The sequence below is a fragment of the Brevundimonas diminuta genome, assembly GCF_050310045.1.
GTDB lineage: Bacteria > Pseudomonadota > Alphaproteobacteria > Caulobacterales > Caulobacteraceae > Brevundimonas > Brevundimonas diminuta_F.
Window position 1 is genome coordinate 2,849,174 of sequence record NZ_CP190005.1, and the last position, 14,731, is coordinate 2,863,904.

The 14,731-nt window shown below is 67.9% G+C and carries 14 protein-coding genes; 5 read left to right on the forward strand and 9 right to left on the reverse strand.

Annotated elements, in window-relative coordinates; translation table 11 throughout:
- The first annotated feature begins 14 nt into the window (after positions 1–14).
- Complete coding sequence (gene trxA, locus ACORJG_RS13720) at positions 15–347, forward strand: thioredoxin (protein ID WP_003168818.1); 333 nt, start codon at positions 15–17, stop codon at positions 345–347.
- A 235-nt stretch (positions 348–582) separates the two neighbouring features.
- Here trxA and ACORJG_RS13725 read toward each other — a convergent pair whose 3' ends face one another.
- Genes ACORJG_RS13725 through ACORJG_RS13760 form a run of 8 tightly spaced genes read right to left on the reverse strand, consistent with a single transcriptional unit; the run spans position 583 to position 7,665 of the window.
- Positions 583–1,869, reverse strand: coding sequence for a bifunctional folylpolyglutamate synthase/dihydrofolate synthase (locus ACORJG_RS13725; RefSeq protein WP_427789845.1), 1,287 nt, complete (start codon positions 1,867–1,869; stop codon positions 583–585).
- 9 nt (positions 1,870–1,878) lie between these two features.
- Complete coding sequence (locus ACORJG_RS13730; protein WP_427789847.1) at positions 1,879–2,787, reverse strand: acetyl-CoA carboxylase carboxyltransferase subunit beta; 909 nt, start codon at positions 2,785–2,787, stop codon at positions 1,879–1,881.
- A 9-nt stretch (positions 2,788–2,796) separates the two neighbouring features.
- Positions 2,797–3,639 carry a tryptophan synthase subunit alpha gene (trpA, locus tag ACORJG_RS13735; protein WP_427789848.1) on the reverse strand — a complete coding sequence of 281 codons (843 nt, stop codon included), beginning with the start codon at positions 3,637–3,639 and terminating at the stop codon, positions 2,797–2,799.
- Positions 3,636–4,124, reverse strand: coding sequence for a hypothetical protein (locus ACORJG_RS13740; protein WP_427789850.1), 489 nt, complete (start codon positions 4,122–4,124; stop codon positions 3,636–3,638). The genes trpA and ACORJG_RS13740 overlap by 4 nt, the downstream gene beginning before the upstream one ends.
- Entirely contained in the window at positions 4,124–5,338 is a 1,215-nt protein-coding gene (gene trpB, locus ACORJG_RS13745; protein ID WP_427789852.1) for a tryptophan synthase subunit beta, read from the reverse strand. Before trpB ends, ACORJG_RS13740 begins: the two co-directional genes overlap by 1 nt.
- Before the next feature lie 43 nt (positions 5,339–5,381).
- Positions 5,382–6,020, reverse strand: a complete 639-nt coding sequence (locus tag ACORJG_RS13750; protein ID WP_427789853.1) for a phosphoribosylanthranilate isomerase — start codon at positions 6,018–6,020, stop codon at positions 5,382–5,384.
- Positions 6,017–6,766, reverse strand: a complete 750-nt coding sequence (locus ACORJG_RS13755) for a pseudouridine synthase (protein ID WP_427789854.1) — start codon at positions 6,764–6,766, stop codon at positions 6,017–6,019. Before ACORJG_RS13755 ends, ACORJG_RS13750 begins: the two co-directional genes overlap by 4 nt.
- Positions 6,766–7,665: a class I SAM-dependent methyltransferase gene (locus tag ACORJG_RS13760; protein WP_427789856.1), complete on the reverse strand. Its 900-nt coding sequence runs from the start codon at positions 7,663–7,665 to the stop codon at positions 6,766–6,768. The genes ACORJG_RS13755 and ACORJG_RS13760 overlap by 1 nt, the downstream gene beginning before the upstream one ends.
- 82 nt (positions 7,666–7,747) lie before the next feature.
- Here ACORJG_RS13760 and recQ point away from each other — a divergent pair, with 82 nt between their 5' ends.
- Positions 7,748–9,616 carry a DNA helicase RecQ gene (gene recQ / locus ACORJG_RS13765; protein ID WP_427793059.1) on the forward strand — a complete coding sequence of 623 codons (1,869 nt, stop codon included), beginning with the start codon at positions 7,748–7,750 and terminating at the stop codon, positions 9,614–9,616.
- Between the two features lie 3 nt (positions 9,617–9,619).
- Here the strand turns inward: recQ and ACORJG_RS13770 are convergent, their stop codons facing one another.
- On the reverse strand, positions 9,620–10,561 hold the full coding sequence (locus ACORJG_RS13770) for an alpha/beta fold hydrolase (RefSeq protein WP_427789858.1): 942 nt from the start codon (positions 10,559–10,561) through the stop codon (positions 9,620–9,622).
- A 112-nt stretch (positions 10,562–10,673) separates the two neighbouring features.
- On the opposite strand from ACORJG_RS13770, the gene ACORJG_RS13775 reads away from it, so the two are divergent.
- From ACORJG_RS13775 to mgtA, 3 genes are all read left to right on the forward strand, one after another.
- Positions 10,674–11,117 (forward strand): hypothetical protein, encoded by a 444-nt coding sequence (locus ACORJG_RS13775; protein ID WP_427789860.1) that lies wholly within the window; start codon positions 10,674–10,676, stop codon positions 11,115–11,117.
- 336 nt (positions 11,118–11,453) lie between these two features.
- Positions 11,454–11,687, forward strand: coding sequence for a hypothetical protein (locus ACORJG_RS13780; RefSeq protein ID WP_427789862.1), 234 nt, complete (start codon positions 11,454–11,456; stop codon positions 11,685–11,687).
- Between the two features lie 307 nt (positions 11,688–11,994).
- Positions 11,995–14,682, forward strand: coding sequence for a magnesium-translocating P-type ATPase (gene mgtA, locus ACORJG_RS13785; RefSeq protein ID WP_427789864.1), 2,688 nt, complete (start codon positions 11,995–11,997; stop codon positions 14,680–14,682).
- Positions 14,683–14,731 lie beyond the last annotated feature (49 nt).

Here is a 14,731-nt window from a genome sequence, read left to right on the forward strand (position 1 = left end):
TTAAGGAGACTAAAATGGCGACTGTGAAAGTCACCGACGACAGCTTCGACGCCGACGTCCTGAAGTCCTCGACCCCCGTTCTGGTGGACTTCTGGGCCGAGTGGTGCGGCCCTTGCAAGCAGATCGGCCCGGCGCTGGAGCAGATCGCCGACGAACTGGCGGGCAAGGTCACGGTCGCCAAGGTCAACATCGACGACAGCCCGATGGTCCCGTCGAAGATGGGCGTGAAGGGCATTCCGACCTTGATGCTGTTCAAGGACGGCCAGATGACCTCGATGAAGGTCGGCGCCATGCCCAAGGGCAAGATCGTCGAATGGCTGGCCGAAGCCGGCGTGAAGGCGGACTGACACACGCACGACTTTTCCCTCCCCGTCCCGGGGAGGGTGGTTGAGGCCGTCAGGCCGAAACCGGGTGGGGGCGGCGCTGCTGACGTGGCGCCGCCTTTTTTCATGCGCGTCACAGGAGTGTGGAAAGCGAAAGACCTGCTCGGGATCGTTGCGTTCGGGATCGCCTGGCCCTCCCCACCCGGTCGCTTCGCGACCACCCTCCCCGGGACGGGGAGGGAGAGCCGGCGCGCTTGGTTCAGACCGGCCAGGTCTCGCGGCTGGCGCCCAGCACCTCGCCCGCCAGATAGAGCGAGCCGCAAATGACCACCCTTCCGGCGCCCAGGGTCAAGGCGCGGTCGAGCGCGGCGTCCACCGATTCCACAGCCATGGCGCCGAAACCGCGCCCTTGGGCGACAGCGGCCAGGGCCTCCGGCTCGGCGGCCGTTCCGTCGAAAGCGACAGTGAAGACCTGAGCGTCGATCCCTTTCAGCGCCTCGAAGAAACCGCCGGCGTCCTTGTTGGCCAGGATACCGACGATCAGAGCGGTCGGGCGCGGCGCGCGCGCCTGCCGGTCGGACAGGGCGCGGGCCAGGGCGCGGGCGGCGTGGGGGTTGTGCCCGCCGTCCAGCCACAGTTCGGCGTCCGCTTTCTGGGCCTTGTCCGCATAAGGACCGTTGGTCAGCCGCTGCATCCGCGCGGGCCAACGCACGGCCTTCAGACCCTCGGCGATGGCGGTTTCGGGCAGGTCCAGCTCCAGCGCGGCGGCGATGGCGACGCCCGCATTATCGAACTGGTGCGCGCCGGACAGGGCGGGCGCAGGCAGGTCAAGGAACCGCTCCTGATCCTGATAGACGAGGCCGCCGCGCTCGGCCCAGGCGTCGAAATCCACGCCCATGACGGTCAGGGGCGAGCCGACCTCAACCGCGCGGCGCCCGATAACGGCCATGGCCGCCTCGGACTGGCGCGCCACGACGCCGCGCGCGCCCGCTTTCAGGATGCCCGCCTTCTCGCCCGCCACGCCCTCGATGGTCGTGCCCAGAAACTCGGCGTGGTCCAGATCGACCGGCGTGATGACGCTGAGCAGGGGCCGGGCGATGACGTTGGTGGCGTCCAGCGATCCGCCCAGACCCACCTCGATGATCGCCAGATCAGCAGGCGTCTCGCTCATGGCCAGAAGGCCCGCCGCCGTAGTGCTTTCGAACACCGTGGCCTCGCCGCCGGTCTCGGCCATCGCCGCCTCGACCCGGTCGAGAATCGCGTTCAGGGCGTCGTCGCTGATCAACGTCCCCGCCAGCCGGATACGCTCGTTGAAGCGCACCAGATGCGGCGAGGTATAGGCGTGAACGCGCAGACCCGCCGCCTCGGCGATGGCCCGGATGAGAGCGACGGTCGAACCCTTGCCGTTGGTTCCGGCGACATGGACCACCGGCGGCAGCCTATCCTGTGGATTCCCGAGTGCGGCGCACAGGGCCTGCATCCGGTCCAGCGACAGGTCGATGCGCTGAGGATGCCGGGCGCGCAGGCGTTCCGAGATCGGGTCCATAGGGGCTGCTTACGCCGCCTTCTTCCCGCTGGGTTTATGGGCCGAACCGCTCATCAGCATGGACAGGATCAGGCCCAGCGTCTCAGGAAGGTCGGCGCGCGACACCACCTTGTCCACCATGCCCTTGTCCTTGAGGTATTCAGCGCGCTGGAAGCCCGGCGGCAGTTTCTCGCGGATGGTGGTCTCGATCACGCGCGGACCGGCGAAGCCGATCAGGGCGCCCGGCTCGGCCAGATGGACGTCGCCCAACATGCCGTAGGAGGCCGTGACGCCCCCCGTGGTCGGGTCGGTCAGCACCACGACGTAAGGCAGCTTGGCCGCCTTCACTTCCTGAATGGCCAGGGTGGTGCGCGCCATCTGCATCAGCGACAGGGCGCCTTCCTGCATCCGCGCCCCGCCTGCGGCGGTGAAGCAGACGAAGGGCACATTGCGTTTGATGGCCTCACGCGCGGCGGCGATGAAGGCCTCGCCCGCCGCCATGCCCAGAGACCCGCCCATGAAGGTGAAGTCCTGAACGATGACCACGGCGGGCGCGCCGCCGATGCGGCCATAGCCGATGGCCATGGTGTCCTTGCGGCCCGCCGCCTTGCGCGCCCCCGACAGACGATCGCGATAGGGCTTGCCGTCCGAGAACTTCAACGGGTCTTCCGGCACGTCGGGCGTGTCGATGCTCTCGAACAGGCCGTCGTCGAAGGTGGCCTTCAGGCGCGTGGGCGCATTGATCCGCATATGACGGCCCGACGGCGTGACCCACAGTGCCGCCTCTAGGTCCGAGCGGAACAGCATCTCGCCCGTGTCGGGATCCTTGACCCACAGATTGTCAGGCGTGTCGCGCGTGCTGACGATCTTGCGCACACCGGGCGCGAAACGCGACAGCCAACCGCCGCGAGCCTTGTTCTCGGGATTTTTATCGACCATGGGCGGCCTTTAAACGTTTTCCGTCACGGAAGCACTAGTGCGCGCGGTGCGAACTGCATCGGACAGCGCCTTCACCTTCGCCAGAACGCGCGGAACAGCCGGTTCGTTCGCCTCAAGGGCGGCGGCGACCTCATTCACGAACACCGAACCGGCGACGACGGCGTCGGCGACGCGGGCGATCTCGGCGGCGCGTTCCGGCGTCTTCACGCCGAAGCCGACGGCGACGGGCAGATCGGCGGCGCGACGCACGCGCTCGACGGCGGGCGCCACCTCGGCGGCCACGGCCTCCTTCACCCCGGTCACCCCGGCGACCGAGACGTAGTAGACGAAACCCGACGTGCCCTCGGCGATGACCTTCAGACGCTCGTCATCGGAGGTCGGCGTGGCCAGGCGGATCAGTGACAGATCAGCCGCCTTCAGCGCGGCCAGCAGAGGCGCGGCCTCTTCCGGCGGGCAGTCGACGACGATGATGCCGTCCACCCCGGCCTCGGCCGCATCGCGGGCGAAGATCTCATAGCCATAGGATTCCACCGGGTTCAGATAGCCCATCAGGATCAGCGGCGTGTCCTGATCGACCTTGCGGAAATCGGCGACCAGATCGAGCGTGCCGCGCAGGGTCATCCCCGCCTTCAGCCCACGCAGGGCGGCGCGCTGGATCGGCGGCCCCTCGGCCATCGGGTCCGAAAAGGCCAGGCCCAGTTCAATCAGGTCAGCGCCCGCTGCGGGCAGGCCCTTGAGAATTTCCAGCGCCTCATCACGGCTGGGATCGCCGGTCATGACATAGGGGACGAAACCGGCCCGGCCTTCCGCCTTCAGCTTGGCGAAACGGGCGTCGATACGCGCAGTCGTCACTGGTCGGCCCCTCCTGAGGGCGAAGCAGCGGGCGCAGCGGTGCAGACGTCGCCCGGAATAACAGCAAAGCCGAGGAAGCCCGGCGAGGTCGCCTCTGCCGGTTTCGTCTCGTCATAGAAGGCGACCATCTGCAGGCCGTCGCAGCCGCCGCCGTCGCGGCGACGCACGAAGATGATGCGGTTGTCGTCACCGTCAGCGGGCAGCCAGCCCAGAGGCGCCAGATGCGCCTCATAGGCCTCGGCCAGGGCGCCGATCTGATCCAGCTGGGCCGTCACGCAGAAGGCCGGGCTGCGCAGCAGGCCCCCGCATTCGGGCGCCTCGGCGGCAGGCGGCAGGACAGGAATACCTGTCGCGGGCGGACCCGGCGGCGCGCTGGGCGCGGTCTGCACCGGCGCTTGGGGCGCAGGCGCCGCGTTGTTCTGCGCCAGCGTCAGGGTCGGCGACCCCGCCGTCAGGGCGGCGACGATCAGCAGGCTCTTTATCATCACAGCTCCACGCCCAGATGCTGGGCCACAGTGTTGATGTCCTTGTCCCCGCGTCCAGACAGGACGATTACCAGATCGCCGTCCTTGCCGATTTCCCGCGCTACGTCGCCTGCGCGCGCCAGGGCGTGCGAGGCTTCCAGCGCCGGGATGATGCCTTCCAGCTTGCACAGCTGCTGGAAGGCTTCCAGCGCCTCTGAATCGGTGGCCGACAGATATTCGCCGCGACCCAGATCGTGCAGCCAGGCGTGCTCCGGCCCGATGCCCGGATAGTCCAGACCCGCCGAGATGGAGTGCCCCTCCAGAATCTGGCCGTCCGCATCCTGAAGCAGATAGGTGCGGTTGCCGTGCAGCACGCCCGAGCGGCCGCCCTTCAGGCTGGCGGCGTGGGCGGGGGTGTCCAGGCCGTGCCCCGCCGCCTCGACCCCGATCAGGCGCACGCTCTCGTCGGCGATGAAGGGGTGCATGGCGCCGATGGCGTTCGATCCGCCGCCGATGCAGGCCATGACGGCGTCGGGCAGACGGCCCAGCTGGCGCTGGCTCTGGGCCTTGATCTCCTTGCCGATCACCGACTGGAAATCGCGCACCATGGCCGGATAGGGGGCCGGACCCGCCGCCGTGCCGATGATGTAATAGGTGTCGGCGACATTGGTGACCCAGTCGCGCATCGCCTCGTTCATGGCGTCCTTCAGCGTCGCCGCACCGGCCGTCACCGGGTTCAGCTCAGCGCCCAGAAGCTTCATGCGGAAGACGTTCGGCTGTTGCCGGGCCACATCGACGGCGCCCATGTAGACGGTGCAGGGCAGGCCGAAGCGGGCGCAGACGGTGGCCGAGGCGACCCCGTGCTGACCGGCGCCGGTCTCGGCGATGATGCGCGTCTTGCCCATGCGGCGGGCCAGCAGGATCTGGCCCATGCAGTTGTTGATCTTGTGCGCGCCCGTGTGGTTCAGGTCCTCGCGCTTCAGCCAGATCTTCGCTCCGCCGAAATGCTCGGTCAGCCGCTCGGCGAAATAGAGCGGGCTGGCGCGGCCGACATAGTGCTCCAGATAGCCGTCGAGTTCGGCCTGAAACGTCGGATCCGCCTTGGCCGCCGCATAGGCCGCCTCCAGCTCATGGATCAGAGGCATCAGGGTTTCAGGCACGAAACGGCCGCCATAGGGACCGAAGCGGCCCTCGGCGTCAGGCCAGGCGTAGGAGTTCGACAGGGAAGCGTTCACGATATCCGGCACACGAAAGTCATCAGGGAGGAAGGCGACGAAATCAGGACCGCGATGCGGCGTCCAGAAAAGCTTTGATCAGGGTCCGGTCCTTAACACCCGGCGCGCTTTCAACGCCAGAGGAGACATCAACCATCGGCGCCCCGGAAATCCGCACCGCCTCGGTGATATTTTGCGGATCCAGCCCGCCTGCGAGGAACCAGTTTGCCGGCAGCGACCGCTTCTGCATCAGCCTCCAGTCGAACGAGGCCCCTACCCCGCCGGGCAGATCAGCGCCCTTCGGCGGCCTGGCGTCGAACAGCAGATGATCGGCAACGCCAGTCCATTCAGCGACATCAGCGAAGTCCGCCTCATCCCGGATCGGTAGGGCCTTGATGATCCCCGCCCCCGTCAGCCGCCGCGCCTCCGCCGCGCGCCGGGGCGTCTCATGGCCATGCAGCTGGATGAAATCCGGCCGCAGGATCAGGGCGACCTCGCTCAGCAGGGCGTCGTCCGGATCGACCAGAACAGCGACCACCTTCGCCTTGCCCCGTGCACGATCAAACAGGGTCGCGGCGTGCAGCGGCGGAATGTGACGCGGGCTCTTGGGAAACACCACCGCCCCGACAAAGGCCGCCCCTCCATCGAGGGCCGCATCCAGCGTGTCCGGCGTCGTCAGGCCGCAGATCTTGGTCAGGGTCATGATGCGCCGCCCTCGAAGATCGAGGCGATCTCCTCCTCGCACAGCAGCCGCCACGCGCCCGGCGCCAGATCATCCGGCAACACCAGCCCGCCCAACCTCTCGCGATGCAGGGCCTCAACATGGTTGCCCGCCGCCGCGAACATCCGGCGCACCTGATGATAGCGGCCCTCCGTCACCGTCAGCAGGGCCTCGGTCGGCGACACGACCTCCAGCACGGCGGGCGCCAGCGGCTTGTCCTCGCCCTCCAGCACCAGTTCGCCCGAGGCGAACAGCGCCCCTTCCGTCCCGTTCAGCGGCCGCGCCAACGTCGCGCGATAGACCTTGGCCACATGCCGCTTGGGCGAGATCACCCGGTGCAGCAGGTCGCCGTCGTCCGTCAGCAGCAGCAGGCCCGAAGTCTGCTTGTCCAGCCGCCCGATGGTCGAGATCGCCGGATCGCGCCGCCGCCAGCGGTCAGGCAGAACTTCATAGACCAGCGCCCCGTCTTCCTTGTGCGAACAGGTCATGCCCAGTGGCTTGTTCAGCAGAACAACCAGCCCCGGCACGGGGTCCAGCGGCTCTCCGTCGATCTCCATCCGGCTCGGCAGATCGGGCGTCACCGGAATGCGCTTTGACACATCGGTCAGGTCGGCGCCGTCCAGCACGATGCCGCCCGCCTTGCCCAGCCGCGCCATCTCGGCCCGCGAGCCGTAGCCCATCGAGCCCAACAGCTTGTCCACGCGCGATGTCGGAATCTTGCCCGCCACTATTTCACCGCCTCGAAAATCTTGTAGCCGCCCTGATCCACGACCATCCGCACGCGCTTGAAGGCGGCGTCCAGTTCGGCCTCATAGGGCAGGTGGCGATTGGCGACGATCCAGGCGGTTCCGCCCTTCTTCAACATCTCGGCCGCCTTGCGGATGAAGGTCTGACCCAGACGCCGGTCTTCGTCTCCGCCGTCGTGGAAGGGCGGGTTGCTGACGATGAAGTTCAGATCGCCCGGCGCCTCCAGCGTCCGCACGTCGGCCCAGTCGAAGCTGGCGCGCGCGTCCTCGACATTGCGCTTCGCCGCCTCGACCGCGCGCCGGTCGATGTCGACCAGCCTCAGGGCCGTCACGGCGGGCGAGCGCAGCACCACCGTCGACAGCGCCCCGAAGCCGCAGCCCATATCGGCGCCCGCCCCCTTCAGCGGCGGCAGCACCTGCGCCAGCAGCGCCGTGCCTGGATCGATCCGATCCCAGGCGAAGACGCCCGGCTGCGACCAGGCCTCCAGCCCCGGAACCAGGCGCGGCGCGCCCGCCTCGATCGCGGCGTCCAGCCCCTCGGCCGCTTCAGGCCGGACGACGATGCAGCGACGATGGTGGGCCTTGGCCGTCTCGGCGGCCTCAAGACCAAAGGCTTTCAGCTCCTTGCCCAGCCGCGAGCCGCCCTTGTCCTTGGGCGCCATGACATCCAATCGCCCGCCGGGCTTCAGCGCCTTCAGCGCCAGCGCCAGCGTATAGCGACGCTCGACGGCGCCGGGCGGCGCATACAGCACCACCGCGTCGGCCGATCCGGACGCAACCGCCTCCAGCGCCATCGAGCCGGGGATCAGAGGCGAGGTCTGCGTCGCCGTCGAGGGCGGATCAAACACTGCAGGCGGGCGGCCATAGATAAGCGTGGTCATGCGCTGCCTATAGTCCTTTCTCCCACAAACGGTGAAGGGTTCGCGGGTGACACCCCCGGCCGAATACGGCACAACGGCCGCCATGTTGGACTTCCCACCGCCCGCTGACTTCTCGCCCACACTGGACGAGGCGCGGACCCTGCTGGAGCGGGTGTGGGGCCATGCTGATTTTCGAGGACTGCAAGCCTCGGTGATCGAGGAAGTGCTGGCCGGGCGCGACGTGCTGGCCGTGCTGCCGACCGGCGGCGGCAAGAGCGTCTGCTATCAGGTGCCCGCCATTCTGCGCGAGGGCGTGGGTCTGGTCGTCTCGCCGCTGATCGCCCTGATGACCGATCAGGTCGAGGCGCTGAAACAGCAGGGGGTGGCCGCCGCCCGGCTCGATTCCGGCCTGACCATGGACGAGCGCTCGGCCGTCTGGCGCTCGGCGCGGTCGGGCGAACTGGACCTGCTGTATGTCTCGCCCGAAGGACTGGCGTCGGGGTCGATGCTGGAACGGCTGGCCGAACTGCCCATCAGCCTGATCGCCATCGACGAAGCCCACTGCGTGTCTCAGTGGGGCCACGACTTCCGTCCCGACTATCGCACCCTGGGACGCCTCGCCGAAATATTCCCCCGTGTGCCCCGCATCGCCGTCACCGCTACCGCCGACGCCCGTACGCGCGATGACATCCTGGCCTCGCTGAAGCTGGGCGAGGCCCGTGTCTTCGTCGACAGCTTCGCCCGCCCGAACCTCCAGCTGACCGCCGAGCGCAAGGTCAACGGCTCACGCGCCCGCACCGACGCCCGCGTGGTCGAACTGGTGCGTGAACGGCGCGGCCGCTCGGGCGTGGTCTATTGCGGCAGCCGCGACGGCTGCGAGCGGGTGGCCGATGCGCTGCGCGACGCCGGGACCAACGCCATCGCCTATCACGCCGGGTTCGACGCCCGCGAGCGCGACCGGCGGCTGGAGCGCTTTCTGGCCGAGGACGGGACCGTCATGGTCGCCACCATCGCCTTCGGCATGGGGGTGGACAAGCCGGACGTGCGCTTCGTCATCCACGCCGATCCGCCCGGCAGCCTTGAGGCCTACTGGCAGGAGATCGGCCGCGCCGGGCGCGACGGCGAACCGGCCGAGGGCATCACCCTGTATGGCCCGTCGGACATCGCCTGGTCGCTGCGCCGTCTCGACAGCCGCCCGATGGCCGATGAGGTCAAACAGGTCCAGACCCGCAAGGTGCGCCAGCTGTTCGCCATGCTGGACGGCGCGACCTGTCGTCCGCAATCGGTGCGCCGCTATTTCGGCGAGCAGGACGCCGAGCCGTGCGGCGTCTGCGACGTGTGCGGCGACCCGCCCGCCACCTTCGACGCCCTGGTCCCGGCGCAGAAGGCCCTGGCGGCGGTGCAGCGGCTGGGCGAACGCTTCGGCCGCACGCGCGTCATCGACCACCTGACCGGCCGAACCAAGGATGTCCAGCCGTGGGAGGCGGGCCTGTCGACCTGGGGCGTCGGGGCCGATCTGTCGCTGGTCGGCTGGCGCGACGTCATCGACCATCTGATGTTCGAGGGCCTGCTGGTCGAAGATCCCAACGACGGCAAGCCTCTGGTTCGCCTGGGCGATCCGCAGGCCGTGCGCGCCGTCTATCGCGGCGAGCGGGTGGTGCGGGTCAAGGAGCCGCCGACGCGCACAGTGGCTGAGGACCGGCCGCGCCGCAACGCCGGGCGCAATCTGGCGGTCGAGGGACTGGACGCCGATGTGCGCGCGCGTTTTGAGGCCCTGCGCGCCTGGCGCCGCGAGCGCGCCATTGAGCAGCGCGTGCCGCCCTACGTCATCTTCCAGGACAAGACGCTGGTCGAGATCGCCCTGCAGGAGCCGCGCGGCCTGGATCAGTTGGCCGTCATTCCCGGCGTCGGGGCGGGCAAGCTGGACCGCTACGGCCCGGCCGTGCTGGAGGCGCTGGAAGCCATCGCCTGAGCCTCAGCGCAGGAAGCGTTCGACCGCCTGCTGGAACTGTTTCGGGCGGTCGATCATGACCATGTGCTCGGCGCCCTCGATCCGCTCGAATGTCGCCGGGCGCGGCAGGGAGCGGTAGCCTGCGCGGAACAGACCGTCGACGTGGCTGCGCGGGCTGCTGTCATCCGGGCTCCACCCATAGACGACCGTGACGGGCGCCTCGATCAAAGGCAGGCGCGAGCGCAGGTCCGTGACCATCACCTCATACAGCCCCTGCGCCAAAACCCGGCGATCGCCGCCCTGCCAGCCCAGACCGCCCAGCACATTGTCGGCGGCGCCGCCCAGCTCCAGCCCCATCGACGCGGCCTGTGTCCGCAGCGCCTGATCGCCCAGCAGCATCAGGCCCTGATAGGCGATGCGGGCCAGAGGCTCGACATCGGCGGCGGTCGAGCCGGGGCTGATCAGCGACGGAAAGAAGGGCGAGGCGTCCACCACCATGACCTTGCCGACCCGGTCGCCCGCATCGGCGGCGACGCGCAGCGCCACCTGGCCGCCCATCGAATGGCCGATCAGGGCGGGTCGTTGCAGGTTCTGCTCATCAATATAGCGGCGGATCTCGGCGGCGGTCGGGCCGCCGACAAGACCCTCGGCGTTGCCCCCGGCGGCGGTCTCGCCGAAGCCGCGCACCGTCACCAGATGCACGCGATAACGCCCTTCCAGCGCCGCCGCCGTGCGCGTCCACACCGCTGAAGTCGAAGCCAGGCCGGGGATCAGCACCACGTCCGGTCCCTGGCCTTTCGTCTCGACCAGAATCCGCGATGACTGGAACGGCGCGATAACCGGAGCGACGGTCGCAGCGGCTGTTCCGGGGCGCGTCTGCGCTTCCGCCGCAGCAGGCGAAGCGGCTGTGATCAACCCGCAGATCAGAGCGGCAGGCAACAGGGCGAAACAGTGCGAATGGCGCATAGCGCCAGCCTGACCTTCGATAACGGCGAAACCTCGACCTGAGCTGTAAATAGCCAGACCATTGTCTTTTTTCTCCAACAGGAGTGAACTCAGGCTTTCTGGGGAGGATGCGATGAAAACCACTGTCATCACCATTACCGCAGTCGCCGCCGCGCTTATGGCGGGGCCCGCCATGGCCGAGAGCTGGCATGTCGTCTCGCGCAGCTCGGCCACCGCCTTCATGCTGGATGTGGATTCCATCACCGAAGCCGGCGATGTCCGCACGGGGGTGCTCGCGCGCGTACCGGCGACAGGCCCGGCTGACGATCTGTCCTATTCGGCGGGCGAGATCAGCATCCGCTGCGGCGCCAAACAGTCCAGGCCGGGTGTCGAAATCCTGTACGGCCCTGATGGCGCGGAACAGGAGCGCATCGACGACGGCTACGATTTTGAGCCGATTGCACGGAATTCTCTGGATTCCTATGTCAAGGACATGGTGTGCGACGGCCAGCGCAGCGCAACCGTCTATCCTTCCATCCGCGCCTTTATCGAGGCCGGACGCCCCCAGCCGCGCTGACCGACGCGTCCCTGCTCACCTGCTTTTGATCCGGCGCCCCGGCATGGCCCCGACGGGCCTGCGCCGGGCGCGTCGCACAGCGAAGCAGCATGCCGATATACCAAAGTATATCCCCTGTAGTCCAAAGACCTGGCGCCCGAACTCGATTGCGGTGGCATTGCATGACTACAGGCGCTATCCAGAAAACGTCCGGATACAAGAGTCATCCGGGCAGCAACAGGAAACCCGAAATGCCAAGCGACAGTAGTCGACAGATGGCCACGCACAGGGTTTCGGGGCGAGTCTGAATAGTCAGGTCTCGTCCTGATGGCTGTGCGGCCGTCAAGGAGTTGAGACATGAACCTCGCGATCAACGCGTGGCGGTTCGCCGCCCTGAATCGTCGCCCCGCGCGCTCCGGCGCATCTACCGACGGCGCATCGAAGAACGCCGACGCCATCAAGATCGAAGACCGCGTCAAGACGCCCGCTTCCGTGCCGCCGCGCCTGTGGTTCATGCGCGCGGGACTGGTTCTGGCCGCCTATCAGGCGCGCGGCGCCCTTGACGGATGCGGCGACGGATACGGCGTATGACCCGTTTCAACGTCAACGCCACCGGGGCGCCGCGCTCGACCGCGCTGTTCCCGCCGCGCGAACGCGCGCCATAGGCTGACGCCGCCGGGCTTCACAGCCGCTTCCTGAAGCCTGCTTCCTGCCCTCGACCGGGCCGCCGCGTCCGGTTCTGAACGCTCCCTGACCTGCTCCCCCGGTCAGGGGGCTTCTCTCGACACGCCCACTCTTTCCCAACCGGCTGTGCGCTGCACGGCGCGGTCCGGCTGCTCGTCTGTGATGCGCGGTCGGGCCGCGCCGTCGGCCGCCTTCGCAGCAGAAGATCGAAGTCATGAACATCTCCTTCAAGCCATCGGCATCCCAATCACCGCCCGGCGCCCGCGCCGCGGCCGCGCGCCGCCCCGCCGACATCGATGTCATGGCCATCTCCGCCGAGGGCCTGACCGACGAACAGGCCGCCCATCGTCTGGCGCAGGACGGCCCCAACGCCGTAGCGCGCGAACGGCGTCTGTCCGCCCTGATGCAACTGCTGCTGACGTTCAAGAACCCCTTCATCGGCGTGCTGCTGGCGCTGGCCGCCATCAGTTCGGTGACGGACATCTTCCTGCCGCTGCGGGCGGGCGAAGAGGCGGACTATGTCGGGGTGGTCATCATCCTGGTGATGGTCGGCCTCAGCGCCGTGCTGCGCTTCTGGCAGGAGTTCCGCTCGGCCAAGGCCGCCGAGGCGCTGAACGCCATGGTCGGCAACTCCGCCACCGTCAAGCGTCGCGACAATGAGACGACGACCGGCCAACTGCGCGAGACGCCGATGGCCGAGGTCGTCGTCGGCGACATCGTCTATCTGTCGGCGGGCGACATGGTGCCGGCCGATGTGCGGCTGCTGGATTCGCGCGACCTGTTCGTCAGCCAGGCCGCCCTGACCGGCGAAGCCATCCCGGTCGAGAAATACGACACCCTGGGCGCCGTGGCCGCCAAGTCCGCCGACGCCGTGGTGGACGACGACGCCGATCAGCTGGATCACCCCAACGCCTGCTTCATGGGCACCAACGTCGTCAGCGGCACGGCGACGGCCGTGGTCGTGGCCACCGGCCCGCGCACCTATTTCGGCTCTCTGGCCAAGGCCATTGTCGGCTCGCGCGCCGAGACAGCCTTCGACCGCGGCGTCAACAGCGTCAGCTGGCTGCTGATTCGCTTCATGCTGATCATGGTGCCCATCGTCCTGCTGATCAACGGCTTCACCAAGGGCGACTGGATGGAGGCCTTCCTGTTCGCCCTGGCCGTCGCGGTCGGGCTGACGCCGGAAATGCTGCCGATGATCGTCTCGTCCAACCTGGCCAAGGGCGCCCTGGCGATGTCGCGCCGCAAGGTCGTGGTCAAGCGCCTGAACGCCATCCAGAACTTCGGCGCCATGGACGTGCTGTGCACCGACAAGACCGGCACCCTGACGCAGGACCGCATCATCCTGGCCCACCACCTGGACGCCAGCGGCGCCGCCAGCGACCAGGTGCTGCAACTGGCCTGGCTAAACAGCCGCCACCAGAGCGGCGTCAAGAACCTGATGGACCGGGCCGTCGTCGATTTCGCCGACAAGCGCCCCGATGCGCTGGAGCTGGTCAGCGCCTTCGCCAAGGTCGATGAACTGCCCTTCGACTTCGTGCGTCGCCGCCTGTCCATCGTGGTCGAAGCGACAGACGGCGGCCAGACGCTGATCTGCAAGGGCGCCGTCGAAGAGATGCTGGCCATCTCGGTCGCCGTGCGCGACGGCGGCGTCACCCGCCCGCTGGACGACGAGGCGCGCGCGCGTCTGGTGCAGATGGCGCGCAACCATAACGCCGACGGCTTCCGGGTGCTGGTCGTCGCCACCCGTGACGTGCCCGCCGATCAGGCGCGCGACCGCTATGTGGTCGAGGACGAGGCCGATCTGGTCATCGAAGGCTTCCTGACCTTCCTCGATCCGCCCAAGGAGACGGCGCGTCCCGCCATCGCCGCCCTGGCCGAGCATGGCGTAGTGGTGAAGGTGCTGACCGGCGACAACGAGGTCGTCACCGCCAAGATCTGCCGCGAGGTCGGTCTGGAGCCGGGCCAGCCCGTGCTGGGCCGCGACATCGAGGCGATGGACGACGAGACGCTGGCCCGCATCGTCGAGGAGCGCACCGTCTTCGCCAAGCTGACGCCGCTGCAGAAGTCGCGCGTGCTGAAGAGCCTTCAGGCCAACGGCCACACCGTCGGCTTCCTGGGCGACGGCATCAACGACGCCCCGGCCCTGCGCGACGCCGACGTGGGCATCTCGGTCGACAGCGGCACCGACATCGCCAAGGAATCCGCCGACATCATCCTGTTGGAAAAGAGCCTGATGGTTCTGGAGGAAGGCGTCATCAAGGGTCGCGAGACCTTCGGCAACATCATCAAATACCTGAACATGACGGCCAGCTCGAACTTCGGGAACGTGTTCTCGGTTCTGGTCGCCAGCGCCTTCATCCCCTTCCTGCCGATGCTGGCGATCCACCTGCTGATCCAGAACCTGATGTACGACTTCTCCCAACTGGCGCTGCCTTGGGACAAGATGGACGATGAGTTCCTGCGCAAGCCCCGCAAGTGGGACGCCAAGAACATCGGCCGCTTCATGGTCTGGATGGGGCCGACGTCGTCGATCTTCGACATCACGACCTTCGCCCTGATGTGGTACGTCTTCGCGGCCAACTCGGTCGAGATGCAGTCGCTGTTGCAGTCCGGCTGGTTCATCGAGGGCCTGCTGTCCCAGACCCTGGTCGTACACATGCTGCGCACCCAGAAGATCCCCTTCATCCAGAGCACGGCCACCCTTCCGGTCCTGCTGGCGACGGGTCTGGTCTGCGCGCTGGGGATCTGGCTGCCCTTCTCGCCCATCGGCGCGATGGTCGGTCTGACACCCCTGCCCATGGCCTACTTCCCGTGGCTGGTCGGCACCCTGGTCGCCTACTGCATCGTCGCCCAGGGCATGAAGACCTTCTACGTCCGCCGCTTCGGCCAATGGTTCTGATCTGAGCTGAACGAAAGGGCGGTCGGCAGGGCTTCCTGTCCGACCGCCC